The following is an 18592-nucleotide window of genomic DNA, read 5'->3' on the forward strand; positions in this document are numbered from 1 at the left end:
GCGCATATCACTGCGGGTTGGCACGAGTGCTGGAAAGCAACGACTTCAGGTTGGCAGCCTTGGGCTTGACCAGCCAGAAACGACGCACATAGTCATCGAGGTTCTCGGCGAGTTCACGACCCCACTCGCTGTCGGTTTCCTCGACGTACTCGTTCAGCACGCGTTGCAGGTGGCTGCGGTAGGCTTCCATCGCCTCGCCGCTGATCCGCTGGATTTCCACCAGTTCGTGGTTGACCCGGTCAACGAAGGTGTTGTCCTGGTCGAGCACGTAGGCGAAACCGCCTGTCATGCCAGAGCCGAAGTTATAACCGGTCTTGCCCAGTACGCAGACGAAACCACCGGTCATGTACTCGCAGCAGTGATCGCCGGTGCCTTCCACGACCGTGTGGGCGCCGGAGTTGCGCACGGCGAAACGCTCGCCCGCGGTGCCGGCGGCGAACAACTTGCCGCCCGTGGCGCCGTAGAGGCAGGTGTTGCCGATGATTGCACTGTCCTGGGTCCTATAGAGGCTGCCCTTGGGCGGAACGATGACCAGCTTGCCGCCGGTCATGCCCTTGCCCACGTAGTCGTTCGCATCGCCTTCCAGGTACATGTTCAGGCCGCCGGCGTTCCAGACGCCAAAGCTCTGCCCGGCCGTGCCCTTGAAGCGGAAGGTGACCGGTGCATGGGCCATGCCCTGGTTGCCGTGCTTACGGGCGATTTCGCCGGAGATCCGCGCACCGATGGAGCGGTCGCAGTTGCAGATATCCAGCTCGAATTCGGCACCGCTCAGGTCGTTGATCGCCGCAGCGGCCATGTCGACCATTTTCTCGGCCAGCTCACCCTTGTCGAACGGCGGGTTGCGGTCGACATGACAGAACTGAGGCTTGTCGGCCGGAATCAGATCGCTGCCCAGCAACGGGGTCAGGTCCAGGTGCTGCTGTTTGGCGGTCTGGCCTTCGATCACTTCCAGCAGATCGGTACGGCCGATCAGCTCTTCCAGCGAGCGCACGCCCAGCTTCGCCAGCCACTCACGGGTCTCTTCGGCCACGTAGGTGAAGAAATTCACCACCATGTCGACGGTACCGATGTAGTGGTCCTTGCGCAGCTTGTCGTTCTGGGTCGCCACGCCGGTGGCGCAGTTGTTCAGGTGGCAGATGCGCAGGTATTTGCAGCCCAGGGCGATCATCGGCGCGGTGCCGAAGCCGAAGCTCTCGGCGCCGAGGATGGCGGCCTTGATCACATCCAGGCCAGTTTTCAGGCCACCGTCGGTCTGCACCCGGACCTTGCCGCGCAAGTCGTTGCCGCGCAGGGTCTGGTGGGTTTCCGCCAAGCCCAGTTCCCATGGCGCACCGGCGTACTTGATCGAAGTCAGCGGCGATGCACCGGTGCCGCCGTCATAGCCGGAGATGGTGATCAGGTCGGCATAGGCCTTGGCCACGCCGGCGGCAATGGTGCCGACGCCGGCTTCCGCCACCAGTTTCACCGAGACCAGGGCCTTCGGGTTGACCTGCTTGAGGTCGAAGATCAGTTGCGACAAATCTTCGATCGAGTAGATGTCGTGGTGCGGCGGCGGCGAGATCAGGGTCACACCAGGTACCGCGTAACGCAGCTTGGCGATCAGGCCGTTGACCTTGCCGCCGGGCAGTTGACCGCCTTCGCCGGGCTTGGCGCCCTGGGCAACCTTGATCTGCAGCACTTCGGCGTTGACCAGGTACTCCGGCGTCACACCGAAGCGGCCGGTGGCCACTTGCTTGATTTTCGAACTCTTGATGGTGCCGTAGCGCGCCGGGTCTTCGCCGCCTTCGCCGGAGTTGGAACGCGCACCGAGGCGGTTCATGGCTTCGGCCAGGGCTTCGTGGGCTTCCGGGGACAAGGCGCCCAGGGAAATACCGGCCGAATCGAAGCGCTTGAGCACCGATTCCAGCGGTTCCACTTCATTGATGTCCAGCGGCGTTTCGAGGGTCTTGACCCTGAGCAGGTCGCGGATCATCGACACCGGACGGTTGTCCACCAGCGCGGTGTACTCCTTGAACTTGCTGTAGTCGCCTTGCTGCACGGCGGCTTGCAAGGTGTTGACCACGTCCGGGTTGTAGGCATGGTATTCGCCACCGTGGACGAACTTCAGCAGGCCCCCCTGCTGGATCGGCTTGCGCGGGCTCCAGGCTTCGGCGGCGAGGGCTTTCTGCTCGGCTTCGATGTCGACGAAACGCGCACCCTTGATGCGACTCGGCACACCACGGAAACTCAGTTCGCAGACTTCTTCGGACAGGCCGATGGCCTCGAACAGTTGCGCGCCACGGTACGAGGCGATGGTCGAGATGCCCATCTTCGACAGGATCTTGAGCAGGCCCTTGGTGATGCCCTTGCGGTAGTTCTTGAACACCTCGTAGAGGTCGCCCAGCACTTCTCCGGTACGGATCAGGTCGCCCAGCACTTCGTAGGCCAGGAACGGATAGACCGCCGAGGCGCCGAAACCGATCAGCACCGCAAAGTGATGCGGGTCGCGTGCGGTGGCGGTTTCCACCAGGATGTTGGAGTCGCAGCGCAGGCCTTTTTCGGTCAGGCGATGGTGCACCGCACCGGTGGCCAGCGAGGCGTGGATCGGCAGCTTGCCCGGAGCGATATGACGGTCGGTCAGGACAATCTGGGTACGCCCGGCGCGCGCGGCTTCTTCGGCCTGGTCGGCGACGTTGCGGATCGCCGCTTCCAGGCCGATGTTTTCGTCGTAGTTCAGGTCGATGACCTGACGTTCGAAACCAGGGCGGTCGAGGTTGGTCAGCGAGCGCCACTTGGCCGGGGAAATGACCGGCGAGCTGAGGATCACCCGCGAAGCGTGTTCCGGCGACTCCTGGAAAATGTTGCGCTCGGCACCGAGGCAGATTTCCAGGGACATCACGATCGCTTCGCGCAGCGGGTCGATCGGCGGGTTGGTCACCTGGGCGAACTGCTGGCGGAAATAGTCGTACGGCGTGCGCACGCGCTGGGACAGCACGGCCATCGGCGTGTCATCGCCCATGGAGCCGACCGCTTCGTAGCCCTGCTCACCCAACGGACGCAGCACCTGGTCACGCTCTTCGAACGTCACCTGGTACATCTTCATGTACTGCTTGAGCTGATCGACGTCGTAGAAGGCCGAACCGTGATCGTTGTCTTCCATGGTCGCCTGGATGCGCAGGGCATTCTTGCGCAGCCATTGCTTGTACGGATGACGGGACTTGAGGCGGTTGTCGATGGCGTCGGTGTCGAGGATCTGGCCGGTCTCGGTGTCCACGGCAAATATCTGGCCCGGACCTACGCGGCCCTTGGCGATGACGTCCTGGGGCTGGTAGTTCCAGACACCGATTTCCGACGCCAGGGTGATGAACCCGTTGGTGGTGGTGACCCAGCGCGCCGGGCGCAGGCCGTTACGGTCGAGCAGGCACACGGCGTAGCGGCCGTCGGTCATGACGATACCGGCCGGGCCGTCCCACGGCTCCATGTGCATGGAGTTGTATTCGTAGAAGGCGCGCAGGTCCGGGTCCATGGTCTCGACGTTCTGCCAGGCTGGCGGCACGAGCATGCGCACGCCACGGAACAGGTCGATGCCGCCGGTCACCATCAGCTCGAGCATGTTGTCCATGCTCGAGGAGTCCGAACCGACGCGGTTGACCAGTGGGCCAAGCTCTTCGAGGTCCGGCATCAAATCGTTGGCGAACTTGGTGCGACGGGCCAAGGCCCAGTTGCGGTTGCCGGTGATGGTGTTGATCTCGCCGTTGTGGGCGAGGAAGCGGAATGGCTGGGCGAGCGGCCATTTCGGCAGGGTGTTGGTGGAGAAGCGCTGGTGGAACACGCAGATCGCGGTTTTCAGGCGCTCGTCGCTCAGGTCTGGATAGAAGGCGGTGAGGTCCGCCGGCATCATCAGGCCTTTATAGATGATGGTCTTGTGGGAAAAGCTGCAGATGTAGTGGTCGGTGTCGGCGGCGTTGGCCACGGACGAACGACGACGGGAGCTGAACAGCTTGATCGCCATGTCCTGGTCGCTCAGGCCTTCGCCGGCGATGAACACCTGCTCGATCAACGGCAGGCGCTCAAGGGCCAGGCGGCCAAGGACGCTGGTGTCGATCGGCACTTTGCGCCAGCCGACAAGCTGCAGGCCGGCGGCCAGGATCTCGCGGTTCATGTTTTCGCGAGCCGCTTGCGCCTTTACCGGGTCCTGGTTGAAAAACACCATGCCCACGGCGTACTGCTTGGGCAGGGTCACGCCAAACGTTTCCTGGGCGATGGCACGCAGGAACTCGTCCGGCTTTTGAATCAGCAAGCCACAACCGTCACCGGTCTTGCCGTCGGCGTTGATCCCACCACGGTGGGTCATGCAGGTCAGGGCCTCAATGGCCGTTTGCAAAAGGGTATGGCTGGGCTCGCCCTGCATATGGGCTATCAGGCCAAAACCGCAGTTATCCTTGAATTCATCTGGTTGGTACAGACCTGCTTTCATAGACACTTTCTCACCAGGCTGCCTCTTACCGAGGCAAATTTCTTTTCAATTCAACCAGTTGCATGCCGCGCCGAACGTACGCCAGCTTTGCGGGGGCAAAAGGGAGGTCATTGTACACACCGACACAGAGGCTCACAAATTTGACGACGAACTGTCGCAAATCCATGTCGCATTTGTGAAAGGTTTAAAGCTATATGCTGTGCTAGTCAAAACTTTTTTGGGTTCGACCGCTACGACTCAAACGCTACTGTGACGCAGACACCACAAGGCGCGCGGCCTGAAAGGTCGCCCGCCCTTGCGGAAATGTTGAGGTTGCCGGGAGAGGCGGCCTGGGTAAGGCCGCCGAATCATCAGCGAGTTGCAGCCAGTTCCTGTTGGACGCTGGCGACAGTGCGAGGCCAAGGTTTACCAGCCTGAACCTTCGCTGGCAAGGCCTTGATGGCGGAAACGGCTGCGTCACGGTTGGCAAAGCTGCCATAAGTGATGACGTAAAGTGGCTTGCCGTTAAGCACTTTCTTGAAATAACGGTACTCGCCGCCCTGCTCCTTGACGAAGTTCTGCGCAGCGGTTTCGGAGCTGGTGCCGAGGATCTGCACCACGTAGTTGCCGGGTGCCTGGCCGGCGTACCAGCTACCGCCCGCGGCCTTGGCGGGCGCGGCAGCGGGTTTGGTCGCAGGCGCGGGCGCCGGTTTGGCAACTGGGGCCGGAGCAGGCTTGGCGGTGGCGACCTGGGTAGGCGCAGGGGTCGGCTTGGCGGTCGGCGTCGGTACTGGCGTTGGGGCCGGACCAGCCGGTACGCCCGAGGGAGGCGAGGTGGTGGTCACGGTTGGCGGAGTATCGCTGCTGTCGTCGATCGGCGGCGCTGCGCCGTCGTCGCCCTCGGTGATTCCGCCTGCTGCTTCAGCCAGGGGGCCGCGCATGACCGGTTGCGAGTTGCCGACCAGCGGCAGCGGCATCGGCTGGGTATTACCTGCAAATTCCACCGCCGGGGCGCCGCCGTTGGGTTGCGGCGTGCCCTGACCGAGAGGCAACTGCGCCTGTTCGTTGGCAGGTGCGCCGGTGGTGGGTGCCTTGTTGCGACCCGGCATCAGCCAGGCGGCGGCGACCGCGACCACGACCACGGCGGAAATCGCCAATACGTGTTTCTTCGGCATGTTGAACCCCATACTTGGACGCTTCACCGCTGAGCGGCTGGCGATCATGATTTCGATCAGAGCATCTCGGGCCACCTGGTTGATGTTGCCAGGCCAACCGTCAGAGCTTTCGTGAATCTCAGAGATCTGATCTGCGGTGAAAAGTTCGATACCCCGGCCGGCGCCCTCAAGACGCTGGGCCAGGTATTCACGGGTTTCTTCCTCGGTGTAGGGCGCCAGCTCGATGACGTGGAAGCGCTCTTCCTCAAGGTTCAGCTGGTCCAGTTCGGCGATCAGCGACGACTCCCCGAACAGGAACACATGGGGACGACCTTCCGGTGCACCGGCAGCCAGGGCCAGCAGGGCTTCCAGGGCTGATTCGTCGAGCTGCTCGGCATCGTCCACCAGCAGATAGACTTCCTGCCCCGTCAATGCCAACTGGACGATCTGGTCGAGGATCGCACCGATCTCCGCCTGGGCGACATTCAGTGCCTGGGCGACCTGACGCAACACGCCGGCTGCGTCGCTGGCGCCACGGGCCGATACCACCACGCTTTGCACGGACTGTTTGTTGGTACTGGCCACCAAGGCCTGGCGCAACAACGTCTTGCCACTGCCCTGGGGGCCGGTGACGACCAACAGCAACTGGCTGTAGCGCGCAAGGTGATGCAACTGGCCCAATACCGGCTTGCGCTGGGCTGGAAAGAATTTGAAGCCCGGGACCCGTGGGGCAAAAGGGTCATGACTCAACTGAAAATGGCCGAGGAAAGCCTCGTCGGCATGCAAACTAGTCATCGGAATCTCATTAACCTTTAAGCTGAGCCAGGGCGCGGTAGTCCGCTCCCAGCGTGGCCTGTAGAACCTCTTTCGGATAATCGTCGGTCACTACCGCTTCGCCCATGCGGCGCAGCAGCACCAGACGCAGACGACCGTCGATCACTTTTTTGTCGATTGCCATGTGTTCAAGGAAATCCGCCTCGCTCATCTCCTCGGGCGGAACGACCGGCAGCCCGGCCCGCTGGAACAGGCGGATCCCACGATCGCGCTCCTGCTCGCTGATCCACCCCAGGCGCGCGGACATTTCCAGGGCCATGACCGTGCCCGCGGCAACCGCCTCGCCATGCAACCAGACGCCATAGCCCATGTGGGTTTCGATGGCGTGGCCGAAGGTGTGGCCGAGGTTGAGCGTGGCGCGCACGCCAGATTCGCGCTCATCGGCACCCACCACGGCAGCCTTGGCTGCACAGGAGCGCTCGATGGCATAGGTCAGGGCGGTCTGGTCCAGCGCACGCAGGCGGTCGACATTTTCTTCGAGCCAGCCCAGGAACGGTTCGTCGCAAATCAGACCGTACTTGATGACCTCGGCCAAGCCTGCGGACAATTCACGGGCTGGCAGAGTCTTCAACGTCGCGGTGTCGATCAACACGACGTTGGGCTGGTAGAACGCGCCTACCATGTTCTTGCCCAGCGGATGGTTGATGCCGGTCTTGCCACCCACCGACGAGTCGACCTGGGACAGCAACGTGGTGGGAAGCTGGATGAAATCGACACCGCGCTGATAGCAAGCCGCGGCAAAACCGGCCATGTCGCCGATCACGCCGCCGCCCAGGGCGACCACAGTGGTGCGGCGATCATGCCGTGCAGTCAGCAGACCGTCGAAAATCAGTTGCAGGGTTTCCCAGTTCTTGAAGGCCTCGCCGTCCGGCAACACCACGGAAATGACCGAATAGGCCGACAGGCTGCGAGCCAGGCGTTCCAGATACAAAGGGGCGACGGTTTCGTTGGAGATAATCGCGACTTGCCGCCCGGCGATGTGCGGTGTCAGCAGTTCAGGCTGGTCCAGCAAGCCTTCGCCAATGTGAATCGGGTAGCTGCGCTCGCCCAGGTCGACCTTAAGTGTCTGCATGTGTCCCCACAGTGAAGATGAAATCAGGCGTCCTGCCTGCTATTAACGAAAGTCAACGGTGCCTGCCGTGGCGCCGGTTAACGGCCATCCGCCACGCCCCGGACGAGCCAAGGCGGGACGCCGAGGATAGCGCATTTCGCGCCACGCATTAACGGGGAGGCAGTTGTTGCAGGCGATCGAGGATTTCCAGCACCACCATCCGTGGCGGCCGCTCGTCGGTTTCGATGACCAGGTCGGCGATTTCCCGATACAGCGGGTCACGCAGTTCCAGCAGGTCGCGCAAGGTCTTGGCCGGATCGGCGGTACGCAGCAGCGGCCGGTTGCGATCACGTGAAGTGCGTCCCACCTGCTGCTCGACGGAAGCATGCAGGTAGACCACTCGTCCGCCGGCATGCAACGCCCGACGATTGGCTTCGCGCATCACCGCGCCGCCGCCAGTGGCCAACACCACGCCCTCGAAACCGCACAGCTCGGCGATCATCGCCTGCTCGCGATCCCGGAAACCGGGCTCGCCTTCCTTATCGAAGATCCATGGGATATTGGCGCCCGTGCGCAATTCAATTTCCTTGTCGGAATCTTTGAAAGGCAGGCGCAGCTCTTTGGCCAGCAAACGACCGATGGTGCTTTTTCCAGCCCCCATCGGCCCAACAAGAATCAAATTTCGCACAGAATCAACGACTCACAGCAATCGCCTGGTTGTTCATGATACGCGGAGTGAGAAATACCAGCAGCTCGGATTTTTTCTCCGAAACCACATCACGCCGGAAAAGGCGGCCAAGATACGGCACATCGCCAAGAAATGGCACCTTATCTACAACTTTGCTCTGAGTATTTGAGAAAACGCCGCCAATCACAATGGTCTCGCCATCGTTGACCAGCACCTTGGCGTTGACCTCGTTTTTCTTGATTGGCGGAACCTCCTGCACCTTGTTCAGGTAATCCGGCTCATCCTTGGTGACCTTGACCTCCATGATGATCCGGTTGTCCGGAGTGATCTGCGGCGTGACCTCCAGCGACAACGAGGCTTCCTTGAACGACACCGACGTGGCACCGCTGGAGCTGGCTTCCTGATAGGGAATCTCCGTGCCCTTGAGGATTTTCGCGGTCTCCTTGTCGGAGGTCACCACCTTGGGCTGGGAGACAATTTCCCCATTGCCGGTTTTTTCCATGGCCGTCAGTTCCAGGTCCAGCAGCACGTTGTCGGTGATGAAGGCGATGCCGATCCCGGAGGTGTTGCCTGACGCCCCGAGGTCGACGAACGGCTGGTTAGTGCTGGTACTGCCCGGCGTGCCGATGGTGGTGGAATCGCCCGTGGTGACACCGGAAGAGTTCCAGTTGCCCTTGTTCTGCACCGAGCCTCCCCAGCGCACCCCCAGGCTCTTGTCGTAATCGACGTTGGCCTCGACGATCCGCGCCTCGATCATCACCTGGCGCACCGGGATGTCCAACTGCGCCACGATCCGGCGCAACTCGTCGAGCCGGTCCTGGGTCTGGTAGGCAATGATGTTGTTGGTGCGTTCATCGACCGTGATCGTGCCGCGCTCATCCGCCTTCGCCTCGGCACTGGTGACCGACTGGAAGAGCTTGGCAATGTCGGCCGCCTTGGCATAGTTGACCTGCAACAGCTCGCGTCGCAGCGGTGCCAGATCGGCGATCTGTTTCTGGGATTCCAGTTCCTGGCGTTCGCGTGCGGCAATTTCATCCGCCGGGGCCACCAGCAGCACATTGCCCACCTTGCGCTTGTCGAGCCCCTTGGTCTTGAGTACGAGATCCAGCGCTTGGTCCCACGGCACATTCTGCAGCCGCAAGGTGATGCCACCCTGCACGGTGTCGCTGGCCACCAGGTTCAGGTTGGTGAAGTCGGCGATGAGTTGCAGCACCGAGCGCACTTCGATGTCCTGGAAATTCAGCGATAGCTTCTCGCCGCTGTAGGCGGCGCGGTCGCTGTTGCGTTTCTGCAGGTCTTCGACCGTCATGGGCCGGACACTGACGGTCAGCTTGTTGTCGGTCTGGTAGGTGGAGTAATCGAAGGTGCCGCTGGGTTCGATGCTGATGGTGGCGCGGTCGGAACCGGCGCTGGCATTGACGAACTGCACCGGCGTGGCAAAGTCCTTGACGTCCAGGCGTACCCGCAATGGTTCGGGCAATTGGGTCCTGGGGAAATTGAGGATGATCTTGCCTTCGCGCTCCTGGATGTCCGGGGCAATGGAAGGATCGGACAAGTCGATTACCACGTTACCTTCGCCCTGGGTTCCGCGCTGAAAGTCCACGCCTCGGATCGCCTTGCCGGCCGGCGCAGCGGCCCTGGCAGGCGCGGCGCTGGCAACCGCAGGACGCGGAGCCTGAGCAGCGGCCTGGCGGGCGGCTCCCTTGCCAACCACGACGAACAGGTTGTTGCCTTCGATCCGGGTGTCGTACGGCGCCAGTTGCGTAAGGCCGATGATCAGCCGGGTCCGGTCCCCCGCCTCGACCACGGTGGCACTGCGTGCATTGCCACCGCCAAGATCATGGCTCTTGCTGGCCAACCGATTGGTCACGCCGGGCAGGTCCAAGGCGATACGGGCCGGCTGTTCGGTGGTATAGCCCCGGGGCGGCGGCGGCGGCCCGTCGAAGGTAAGCTTCAACTCGACACGATCCCCCGGCAACGCCGCCACATCCAGCATCTTCAGGCTGGCCGCTTGAACCATCGGCGACAACAGCGCTATCCATAGCGAAATACCGAGGGCTGAAAAAATCCTGTTCATTGTTCGAATTCCACTATGAATGCTCTTTCAAAGTAATGGTCCGTGGTCGCTCCAGCCAAGCGCCTTGGCCATCGGGAACGATTTCGACCACATCGACCTGGGTGGCGCTGATAGCGACGATCCGCCCATCGTTGCGCCCCAGGTAGTCACCGACCTTCAGTCGATGCACCCCGCCCGCACCCCGCAGGAGCGCAAACGAGCCACTGGCGTTGGAGATCGTGCCGACCATTTCAAACTGCTCGATATTGAAGCCCTCCAGGTACTGCTTCGCCCGGTTGGGATCAGGCCTGACATTGCGCGAGCCCTGTTGCCGCTCGGCCTGGTCCATGCGGACCTGCGGGGAAAACGGGCTACGCAGATTGGCGGCGCTGTAGGTGAAGGTTTCGCCAGGCCTGAAGGTCGGCGTGGGCTCGATCTTGCCGGGCGGACGCAGGCGTACTTCGTTCATGTAGGCATCCAGGTCACTGAAACCGTCGTCGCTGTTGCAACCGGCCAGCGCAAGCAGCCCGGCCAGCAGGCCCACGCAATAGACCCGCCTCATGGCAGCGTCTCCTGCTCGTTGTACCGGTAGGTCTTGGCCTGGATGCTCATGCGCAGCTTCGCCCCCGCGCCGGGCTCCACAGGTGCGATTTCGAAATCATGCAGCGTGACGATGCGGGGCAGCCCCGCGACGCCGCTGACGAACGTTGCCAGGTCGTGATAACCGCCCGTCACCGTGATCTGGATGGGCAATTCGATGTAGAACGGCTGGGTGGCCTCCGGCAGCAGCTTGATCTCTTCGAACTCCAGGCCGCTGCCCAGGCCGGTGCGAGTGATGTCCTCCAACAGGCCCGGCACCTCGGTGTCACTGGGCAGTTGGCGCAGCAGCACGCCGAAAGAGGTTTCCATCTGCTTCATCTGTTCGATATAGCGTTCCAGGTTCGCCGCCATGTGGGCCTTGCCGGCAAATTGCGCCTTGAGGGTATTTTCCTCCTCGCGCACCTGCTGCAACTGGCTTTCCAGGTCACTCAAGGCAAAGTTATAGCCCAGCCCCAACACCAGCAATACCAGCAATATTCCGGCCAGCCACTTGATCGGCGCCGGCCAGGAGCCAACGTTATTGGTGTCCAGGTCGCTGAAATCGATCTTGCGCAGCGCGTCCAGCCATTCTCCAGCTTTCATTGGCCATCCTCCGCGTCGGCAGGACGGGTCTGGCGAACCGTCAGTTGGAAAACGCTGGCCTGGTCGGGCTGGCCCGCCGTGGCGGCCTTGACCTCCGTCAGGCTGGGGGCATCGAACAGGTCCGACGAGTCCAGGTTACGCATCAAGTCCGAGACCCGGTTGTTGGACTCCGCGACGCCCTGGATGGAAAGCATGCCCTCTTCCATTTTCACTTCGGTGAAATAAACCCCGTCCGGCAGGGTCCGCGCCAGTTGATCGAAAATCCGCGCACTGACCGGACGGTTGCCCTGCAAGTCCTGGATGATGCGCATGCGTTCCAGCAGTTGCTGTCGACGGGCCTTCAGTTCGCTGATCTGCTGGATGCGCTCATCCAGAATGGCAATCTGATCACGGACGTGGCCGTTGCGCGCGGTCTGATAGTCGATCTCACTGTTCAGGTACTGGACTGCAATCAAGGTCAAGCCCACCGCGCCCACCAGCGCGCCCACCAACGCCAGCAGAAAGCGTTTGCGCCGCTCCTCGCGCAGCTCCTCGCGCCAGGGAAGAAGGTTGATCCGCGCCATCAGTCGAAACTCCTGAGGGCCAACCCGCAGGCGATCATCAGCGCCGAGCGCATCGCTGGCCAGGGCGCCGGCGTTGACCTTGCTACTCAGGGCCATATTGGTAAACGGGTTGGCGACCTGGGTTGGCGTGCCCAGGCACTGCTCGATCAGGCGGTCCAGGCCGGCGACTGACGCAGTGCCTCCCGCCAGCAGGATGTGATCCACCGCGCTGTACTGACCCGAGGCGAAGAAAAACTGCAACGAACGCGAGACCTGCTGCACCAGCGCTTCGCGAAACGGTTGAAGCACCTCGCCGAGATAATCGTCGGGCAAACCGCCCTGCTTTTTCGCCAGGCCGGCCTGCTCTGGCGTCAGGCCATAGCGACGCTGGATTTCCTCGGTAAGCTGACGCCCCCCGAACAACTGCTCACGGGTATAAATGATGCGACCGTTGTGCAACACGCTGAGCGTGGTCATGGTGGCGCCGATGTCGACGACCGCCACGGTCAGTCGCTCCTGGGACGCGGCAAGTTGCGTGGCGAGCAGACCGAAGGCTCGCTCCAGCGCGTAGGCTTCGACATCGACCACGCGAGCCGTCAGCCCGGCGAGCCCCAGCGCCGCCTCGCGGACCTCGACGTTCTCCTTTCGACAAGCCGCCAGCAGCACTTCGACCCGTTCGGTGCTGCGGGGAGAAGCACCCACCACCTCGAAATCGATCGCCACCTCATCCAGCGGATAAGGAATGTATTGGTCGGCCTCGATCTTGAGCTGGTTTTCCATGTCATCTTCCGACAACCCGGCGTCCATCTCGATGGTCTTGGTAATGACCGCCGACCCCGCAACCGCGACCGCCACGTTGCGCAAGGGCGTCCGGGCCTTGTCGAGCACCCGCGACAACGCCATGCCCACCCCTTCGAGCTCGGCGATATTCTTCTCGATCACTGCGTTGGCCGGCAGCGGTTCGACCGCATAGGACTCGACGCGGTATCGGTCGCCCTGGCGGCTCAACTCGAGCAGCTTGACCGATGTTGAACTGATGTCGATGCCCAAAAGCCCGTGGGCTTTTTTATTGAAGAGTCGCAGCACTACCAATTCCCTATGACTATCCGTGAGTTACGGACTCTCTAATATGCGTTGCGTTCAATCCCCCCGGTCCGACGGACGTCCGGATGGCGTTCCCGACGAAAAAAAATGCTTATAATGCCCAGCGTTTTTTTTCGCTTTGTTGCTGGCACGGGTCCTTCGCTGCACCTGGCGCCTTTTTCATTCTTTGCCTGGATATCCAAAAGCCTTGATTCGTCTGCTGAAATTTTTCGGATGGTCCATCGTCGCCGTTTTCTGCGGACTGCTCCTGGGTCTGAGCGGTGCGTTTCTTTACCTTAGTCCGGGATTGCCGTCCGTGGAGGCGCTGAGAAGTATTCAGTTGCAGATTCCTTTGCGGGTGTACAGCAGCGACAACAAGTTGATCGCCGAATTTGGCGAAATGCGCCGCACACCGATCCGTTTCGCCGACATTCCGCCCAATTTCATCAATGCGTTACTAAGTGCTGAAGACGACAACTTCGCCAACCACTATGGCGTCGATCCGGGCAGCCTGATGCGCGCCGCCAGCCAGCTGGTCAAGAGTGGCCACATCCAGTCCGGCGGCAGTACCATCACCATGCAGGTCGCCAAGAATTTCTTCCTGACCAGCGAACGCAGCTTTTCGCGCAAGACCACCGAGATTCTCCTGGCCCTGCAGATCGAGCGGCAGTTGACCAAGGACGAGATCCTTGAGCTGTACGTGAACAAGATCTACCTGGGCAACCGCGCCTATGGCATCGAGGCCGCAGCGCAGGTGTATTACGGCAAGTCGATCCGCGACGTGAGCCTGGCGCAGATGGCAATGATCGCCGGCCTGCCCAAGGCACCGTCGCGCTTCAATCCGCTGGCCAACCCGGCGCGCAGCAAGGAACGTCGCGACTGGATCCTGGGGCGCATGTACAAGCTCGGCAAGATCAGCGAAGCCGACTACACCGCCGCGATCAACGAGCCTTTGAACGCCAGCTATCACGTACCGACGCCGGAAGTGAACGCCCCCTACATCGCCGAGATGGCCCGGGCCGAAATGGTCGGGCGCTATGGCAGCGACGCCTATACCGAAGGTTTCCGCGTCACCACCACGGTGCCGAGCAATCTGCAGGAAATGGCCAACACTGCACTGCATGAAGGCTTGATGACGTATGACCAGCGCCACGGCTACCGTGGCCCCGAGTCGCGCCTGCCAGGCAAGACCAAGGAGGCCTGGGCCCTGGAGCTGACCAAGCAGCGCACCATCAGCAGCCTGGAACCGGCAATCGTCACCCAGGTGGAAAAGGACGGCATCAAGGTACTGACGCGCAATGGCGAGTCGGAAGAGCACGTGGCCTGGGAAACCATGAAATGGGCCCGTCCGTTCCTCAACACCAACAGCATGGGCGCCAATCCACGCCAGCCTTCGGATGTGGCGCAGGTCGGCGACCTGATCCGGGTGCAACGCCAGCCGGACAACTCGCTCAAGTTCAGCCAGATCCCGGCCGCCCAGGGCGCGCTGGTATCCCTCGACCCTCAGGACGGCGCGATCCGCTCACTGGTGGGCGGCTTCGCTTTCGAGCAGAGTAATTACAACCGCGCCTTGCAGGCCAAGCGCCAGCCGGGCTCGAGCTTCAAGCCGTTCGTCTACAGTGCTGCGCTGGATAACGGCTACACCGCCGCCAGCCTGGTCAACGATGCGCCGATCGTGTTTGTCGACGAATACCTGGACAAGGTCTGGCGGCCGAAAAACGACACCAATACCTTCCTCGGCCCGATTCGCCTGCGCGAGGCGCTGTACAAGTCCCGCAATCTGGTGTCGATCCGCCTGTTGCAGGCCCTGGGCGTGGATCGCACCATCGACTACATCAGCAAGTTCGGCTTCAACAAGCAGGACCTGCCGCGCAACCTGTCCCTGGCCCTGGGCACCGCGACCCTGACGCCGATGGAAATCGCCACGGGCTGGAGCACATTCGCCAACGGCGGATACAAGATCACCCCGTACATCATCGACAAGATCGAAAGCCGCAATGGCGAGACGCTGTTTGTCGCCAACCCGCCGCGAGTGCCTACGGGCGAGCAGGCCAGCGACGGCGTCGCCGCGCCGGCCACCGAGACCTTCACGGTCAATGCAACGCCAGGCGAAGCCACCACGGCCCCAGGCCTGCCGCAAGCACCCGCCGTCGCTGAACGCATTGTCGATGGCCGCACCACCTACATCCTCAACAGCATGCTCCAGGACGTGATCAAGCTCGGTACCGGCCGCCGCGCCCTGGCGTTGGGTCGCACTGACCTGGCGGGCAAGACCGGCACCACCAACGAATCCAAGGACGCCTGGTTCTCCGGCTACAACGCCGATTACGTGACCACCGTCTGGACCGGTTTCGACCAGCCAGAAAGCCTGGGTCGCCGCGAGTTCGGCGGCACCGTGGCGCTGCCGATCTGGATGAGCTACATGGGCGCCGCCCTGAAGGACAAGCCGCCGCACACCCAACCTGAACCGGAAGGCATCCTCAGCCTGCGGGTCGACCCGGTCAGCGGCCGCGCCGCCACGCCAGGCACGCCAGGCGCGTACTTCGAACTGTTCAAGAGCGAAGACACCCCGCCTTCGGTCAACGAGTTGGGCAACGGTGTAGCGCCGGGCAGCCCGCTACCGGCGGACGAAGCGGCGCCGATCGATCTGTTCTGACCGACCCCTTCCAAAAAGCCCCGCCTTCGAGAGAAGCGCGGGGCTTTTTTATGCCGTGCGGATTCTGTGGCGAGGGGATTTATCCCCGCTGGGCTGCGCAGCAGCCCCAAATCCAGACTGCGCGGAACAATAGTTGAACCGCGCAAACCAAATTACGACTGCTACGCAGCCGAGCGGGGATAAATCCCCTCGCCACAGATTTTCGACTTGCCCAGCAAAGGGTTTCCACCCATACAACCCAGCCACAAAAAAGCCCCGACTCACACGAGCCGGGGCTTTTTGTTGAAGCGCTACAACAGCTTAGCCGTTGAACACGTCATCCACGCTCTTGAGCGGGTAGTTCTTCGGGTACGGCAGGGTTGCAACACCCGTCTCGATGGCGGCCTTGGCCACGGCGTCGGAGATCAGGGTGATCAGGCGGGCGTCCATTGGTTTCGGGATGATGTACTCACGACCGAATTCCAACTTGATGCCGCCGTAGGCGTCGCACACTTCCTGCGGTACCGGCAGCTTGGCCAGTTCACGCAGGGCGTTGGCGGCAGCGACTTTCATTTCTTCGTTGATGCGCTTGGCGCGAACGTCCAGGGCACCACGGAAGATGAACGGGAAGCCCAGTACGTTGTTGACCTGGTTCGGGTAGTCCGAACGGCCGGTGGCCATGATCACGTCGTTGCGGGTAGCGTGAGCCAGCTCCGGGGAGATTTCCGGATCAGGGTTCGAGCAGGCGAACACGATCGGGTTCGGCGCCATGCGCAGCAGGTTTTCCGCGCTCAGCAGGTTCGGGCCCGACAGGCCAACGAACACGTCGGCGCCGTCCAGCGCGTCCGCCAGGGAGCGCTTGTCGGTCGCGTGGGCGAACACGGCCTTGTACTGGTTCAGGTCGTCACGGCCGGAGTGGATCACGCCGGTACGGTCAACCATGAAGATGTTTTCGATCTTGGCGCCCATGCTCACCAGCAACTTCATGCAGGAGATGGCCGCAGCGCCGGCGCCCAGGCAGACGATCTTGGCTTCCGGCAGGGTTTTGCCAGCGATTTCCAGGGCGTTGATCATGCCGGCCGCGGTTACGATCGCGGTACCGTGCTGGTCATCGTGGAAAACCGGGATGTCGCACTGTTCGATCAGGGCGCGCTCGATCTCGAAGCACTCTGGTGCCTTGATGTCTTCCAGGTTGATGCCGCCGAAAGTGATGGAGATGCGCTTGACGGTGTCGATGAAGGCTTGCGGGCTTTCGGAGTCGACTTCGATGTCGAACACGTCGATGCCGGCGAAACGCTTGAACAGAACGCCCTTGCCTTCCATGACCGGCTTGGAAGCCAGTGGGCCGAGGTTACCCAGGCCGAGAATCGCGGTGCCATCGGAAATGACTGCAACCAGGTTGCCCTTGCCGGTGTACTTGTAGGCCAGTTCAGGGTCGCGAGCAATTTCGCGGACTGGTTCGGCTACGCCGGGGCTGTAGGCCAGCGACAGATCGCGGGCAGTAGCGGTGGCCTTGGTGAGCTCGACACTCAGCTTACCCGGACGAGGATTAGCGTGATATTCGAGAGCGGCAGTTTTCAGATCAGACATGTGGGCATTCCGCTTTTTACTGTGTTGGACAGACGGACCGCCGAGGATACGCGCCTCGCAAAGTCCCTACAAGACTGACCAGTCACTCCTGTCAAGCGCCCTGCCCTACGACTTTGGGCCAAGAGCAGCGAAATACAAGGGCTTGATGCATACAATCGACAGCATAAATGTCTACAATTTTTCTCTCAGGGGAGCGCCTGCAACATCGCCGGGGCGGTCACCGGCAGCATCCATCGCGCCTGCCCGGGCTTTGGCGCCCCGCGCCGGGAGCGATCGACGACCCAACCGCGCGCCTCGATTGTCCGGCCTTCCAGGCGCTTGAGCATCGAAGCGTCAAAGTTACGCTGCAAATCGGGAGCGATGTGCAAGACAACCGCCCCCTGCATTTCCATCCAGATGCCGCCGCGATTGCGCTGCACGCTGTCTACACGACCGCGGACCAATGCAAAGCCGGCCGCGTCGATTTGCTCCGCTCGCGTGACGGGAGACTTTTTCCATATACCGAGCCCGGCCTGTCGCGCCTGGCGTTCCGCCGCCTGTTGGCACTGGACCAGATCGACATTGGGCGCGACGGCCACCAAGAAGCCCAGCCCCTCGGCAATCAGTTGTTCTTCCAGGTTGCGGCCCTGACGGTCATAGACGTGGGCGAGCGTGCGTCCGTAGTTGTCCTGATCATCTTCACCGGGCGATACCTTGACCCGGCCGGCACTGGCAGCCACCAGCGCCTCGAGTCGCTGACGCGCCGCCACGGCGAACGGTTCGTCAGCACGCCCGCGCTTGCCCAGCTCCGGGCTGTTGAGACCGATCATGCGGATACGACGGCCGTCCTGGAGATACAACGTGTCGCCATCCACCACCCGCTGCACCGCCACTTCAGGCAGCTTGCCCGGCAGGGGGCAGGACGCCTGGGCACCACAGAACCAAATCGCAGGCACAAAAAAGGCGCCCACTAGGGACGCCTTCTTCATTAGCCTGGAATAGCCGGAACGACTTTCCAAGATAATCAGCCTTAGGCTTTCTTCGCGCCGAAAGCACCGAAACGATCGGCGAACTTCTGAACGCGGCCGCCGGTATCCAGAGTCTTTTGCTTACCGGTGTAGAACGGGTGGCATTCGTTGCAAACGTCGATCGCCAGGGCTTTGCCGTAGGTCGAACGGGTTTCGAACTTGTTGCCGCAGCTGCAGGTTACGGCCACAACTGGATAGTCTGGATGGATATCGGTTTTCATGGTGTTTTCCTCAGGCTAGCGTGCCGCCACCCAACACTATTGTTGAATACCGCACGTAATTAGGCCGCGGATTCTACCAGACATCGTCATTCGCGCAAGCTATGCCTTGTACCA

General features: G+C 61.9%; 12 protein-coding genes and 1 pseudogene. 1 reads left to right on the forward strand and 12 read right to left on the reverse strand.

What is annotated here, in order from left to right; translation table 11 throughout:
- Positions 1-7: 7 nt before the first annotated feature.
- The 9 genes and pseudogenes from gltB to AB4N42_RS00825 all read right to left on the reverse strand — a co-directional run bounded on the left by gltB (position 8) and on the right by AB4N42_RS00825 (position 13028).
- Positions 8-4456, reverse strand: a complete 4449-nt coding sequence (gene gltB, locus AB4N42_RS00785; RefSeq protein WP_460115738.1) for a glutamate synthase large subunit — start codon at positions 4454-4456, stop codon at positions 8-10.
- A 350-nt stretch (positions 4457-4806) separates the two neighbouring features.
- The gene (locus tag AB4N42_RS00790) at positions 4807-6384 is read right to left on the reverse strand and encodes an AAA family ATPase (protein ID WP_460115739.1); all 1578 of its coding nucleotides are present in this window, start codon (positions 6382-6384) and stop codon (positions 4807-4809) included.
- 10 nt (positions 6385-6394) lie between these two features.
- Positions 6395-7495 carry a 3-dehydroquinate synthase gene (gene aroB / locus AB4N42_RS00795; protein WP_258648748.1) on the reverse strand — a complete coding sequence of 367 codons (1101 nt, stop codon included), beginning with the start codon at positions 7493-7495 and terminating at the stop codon, positions 6395-6397.
- 148 nt (positions 7496-7643) lie between these two features.
- The gene (gene aroK / locus AB4N42_RS00800; protein WP_033864550.1) at positions 7644-8162 is read right to left on the reverse strand and encodes a shikimate kinase AroK; all 519 of its coding nucleotides are present in this window, start codon (positions 8160-8162) and stop codon (positions 7644-7646) included.
- Positions 8163-8166: 4 nt separating this feature from the next.
- The gene (gene pilQ / locus AB4N42_RS00805; protein ID WP_030140987.1) at positions 8167-10239 is read right to left on the reverse strand and encodes a type IV pilus secretin PilQ; all 2073 of its coding nucleotides are present in this window, start codon (positions 10237-10239) and stop codon (positions 8167-8169) included.
- Positions 10240-10252: 13 nt separating this feature from the next.
- On the reverse strand, positions 10253-10780 hold the full coding sequence (locus AB4N42_RS00810) for a pilus assembly protein PilP (protein WP_030140988.1): 528 nt from the start codon (positions 10778-10780) through the stop codon (positions 10253-10255).
- Complete coding sequence (pilO, locus tag AB4N42_RS00815; protein WP_030140989.1) at positions 10777-11400, reverse strand: type 4a pilus biogenesis protein PilO; 624 nt, start codon at positions 11398-11400, stop codon at positions 10777-10779. The genes AB4N42_RS00810 and pilO overlap by 4 nt, the downstream gene beginning before the upstream one ends.
- The gene (locus tag AB4N42_RS00820; RefSeq protein WP_217861072.1) at positions 11397-11963 is read right to left on the reverse strand and encodes a PilN domain-containing protein; all 567 of its coding nucleotides are present in this window, start codon (positions 11961-11963) and stop codon (positions 11397-11399) included. The genes pilO and AB4N42_RS00820 overlap by 4 nt, the downstream gene beginning before the upstream one ends.
- Positions 11963-13028 (reverse strand): annotated as a pseudogene (locus AB4N42_RS00825) (pilus assembly protein PilM). Before AB4N42_RS00825 ends, AB4N42_RS00820 begins: the two are co-directional and overlap by 1 nt.
- A 208-nt stretch (positions 13029-13236) precedes the next feature.
- Here AB4N42_RS00825 and AB4N42_RS00830 point away from each other — a divergent pair.
- Positions 13237-15681, forward strand: a complete 2445-nt coding sequence (locus AB4N42_RS00830) for a penicillin-binding protein 1A (protein WP_323155940.1) — start codon at positions 13237-13239, stop codon at positions 15679-15681.
- Positions 15682-15981: 300 nt separating this feature from the next.
- Here AB4N42_RS00830 and AB4N42_RS00835 read toward each other — a convergent pair whose 3' ends face one another.
- The 3 genes from AB4N42_RS00835 to rpmE all read right to left on the reverse strand — a co-directional run bounded on the left by AB4N42_RS00835 (position 15982) and on the right by rpmE (position 18478).
- A complete protein-coding gene (locus AB4N42_RS00835) occupies positions 15982-17250 on the reverse strand; it encodes a malic enzyme-like NAD(P)-binding protein (RefSeq protein WP_030140993.1) in 1269 nt (422 codons plus the stop codon).
- A gap of 185 nt (positions 17251-17435) precedes the next feature.
- On the reverse strand, positions 17436-18218 hold the full coding sequence (locus AB4N42_RS00840; RefSeq protein ID WP_460116363.1) for a thermonuclease family protein: 783 nt from the start codon (positions 18216-18218) through the stop codon (positions 17436-17438).
- 41 nt (positions 18219-18259) lie between these two features.
- Positions 18260-18478, reverse strand: coding sequence for a 50S ribosomal protein L31 (rpmE, locus tag AB4N42_RS00845; RefSeq protein WP_030140995.1), 219 nt, complete (start codon positions 18476-18478; stop codon positions 18260-18262).
- Between the last annotated feature and the right edge of the window lie 114 nt (positions 18479-18592).

This window comes from Pseudomonas sp. H2_D02, assembly GCF_054677635.1.

Coding starts and splice junctions, on each gene's coding strand:
- gltB (WP_460115738.1), bottom strand. CDS start 4,456: ATGAAAGCAGGTCTGTACCAACCAGATGAATTCAAGGATAACTGCGGT.
- AB4N42_RS00790 (WP_460115739.1), bottom strand. CDS start 6,384: ATGACTAGTTTGCATGCCGACGAGGCTTTCCTCGGCCATTTTCAGTTG.
- aroB (WP_258648748.1), bottom strand. CDS start 7,495: ATGCAGACACTTAAGGTCGACCTGGGCGAGCGCAGCTACCCGATTCAC.
- pilQ (WP_030140987.1), bottom strand. CDS start 10,239: ATGAACAGGATTTTTTCAGCCCTCGGTATTTCGCTATGGATAGCGCTG.
- AB4N42_RS00810 (WP_030140988.1), bottom strand. CDS start 10,780: ATGAGGCGGGTCTATTGCGTGGGCCTGCTGGCCGGGCTGCTTGCGCTG.
- pilO (WP_030140989.1), bottom strand. CDS start 11,400: ATGAAAGCTGGAGAATGGCTGGACGCGCTGCGCAAGATCGATTTCAGC.
- AB4N42_RS00820 (WP_217861072.1), bottom strand. CDS start 11,963: ATGGCGCGGATCAACCTTCTTCCCTGGCGCGAGGAGCTGCGCGAGGAG.
- AB4N42_RS00835 (WP_030140993.1), bottom strand. CDS start 17,250: ATGTCTGATCTGAAAACTGCCGCTCTCGAATATCACGCTAATCCTCGT.
- AB4N42_RS00840 (WP_460116363.1), bottom strand. CDS start 18,218: ATGAAGAAGGCGTCCCTAGTGGGCGCCTTTTTTGTGCCTGCGATTTGG.
- rpmE (WP_030140995.1), bottom strand. CDS start 18,478: ATGAAAACCGATATCCATCCAGACTATCCAGTTGTGGCCGTAACCTGC.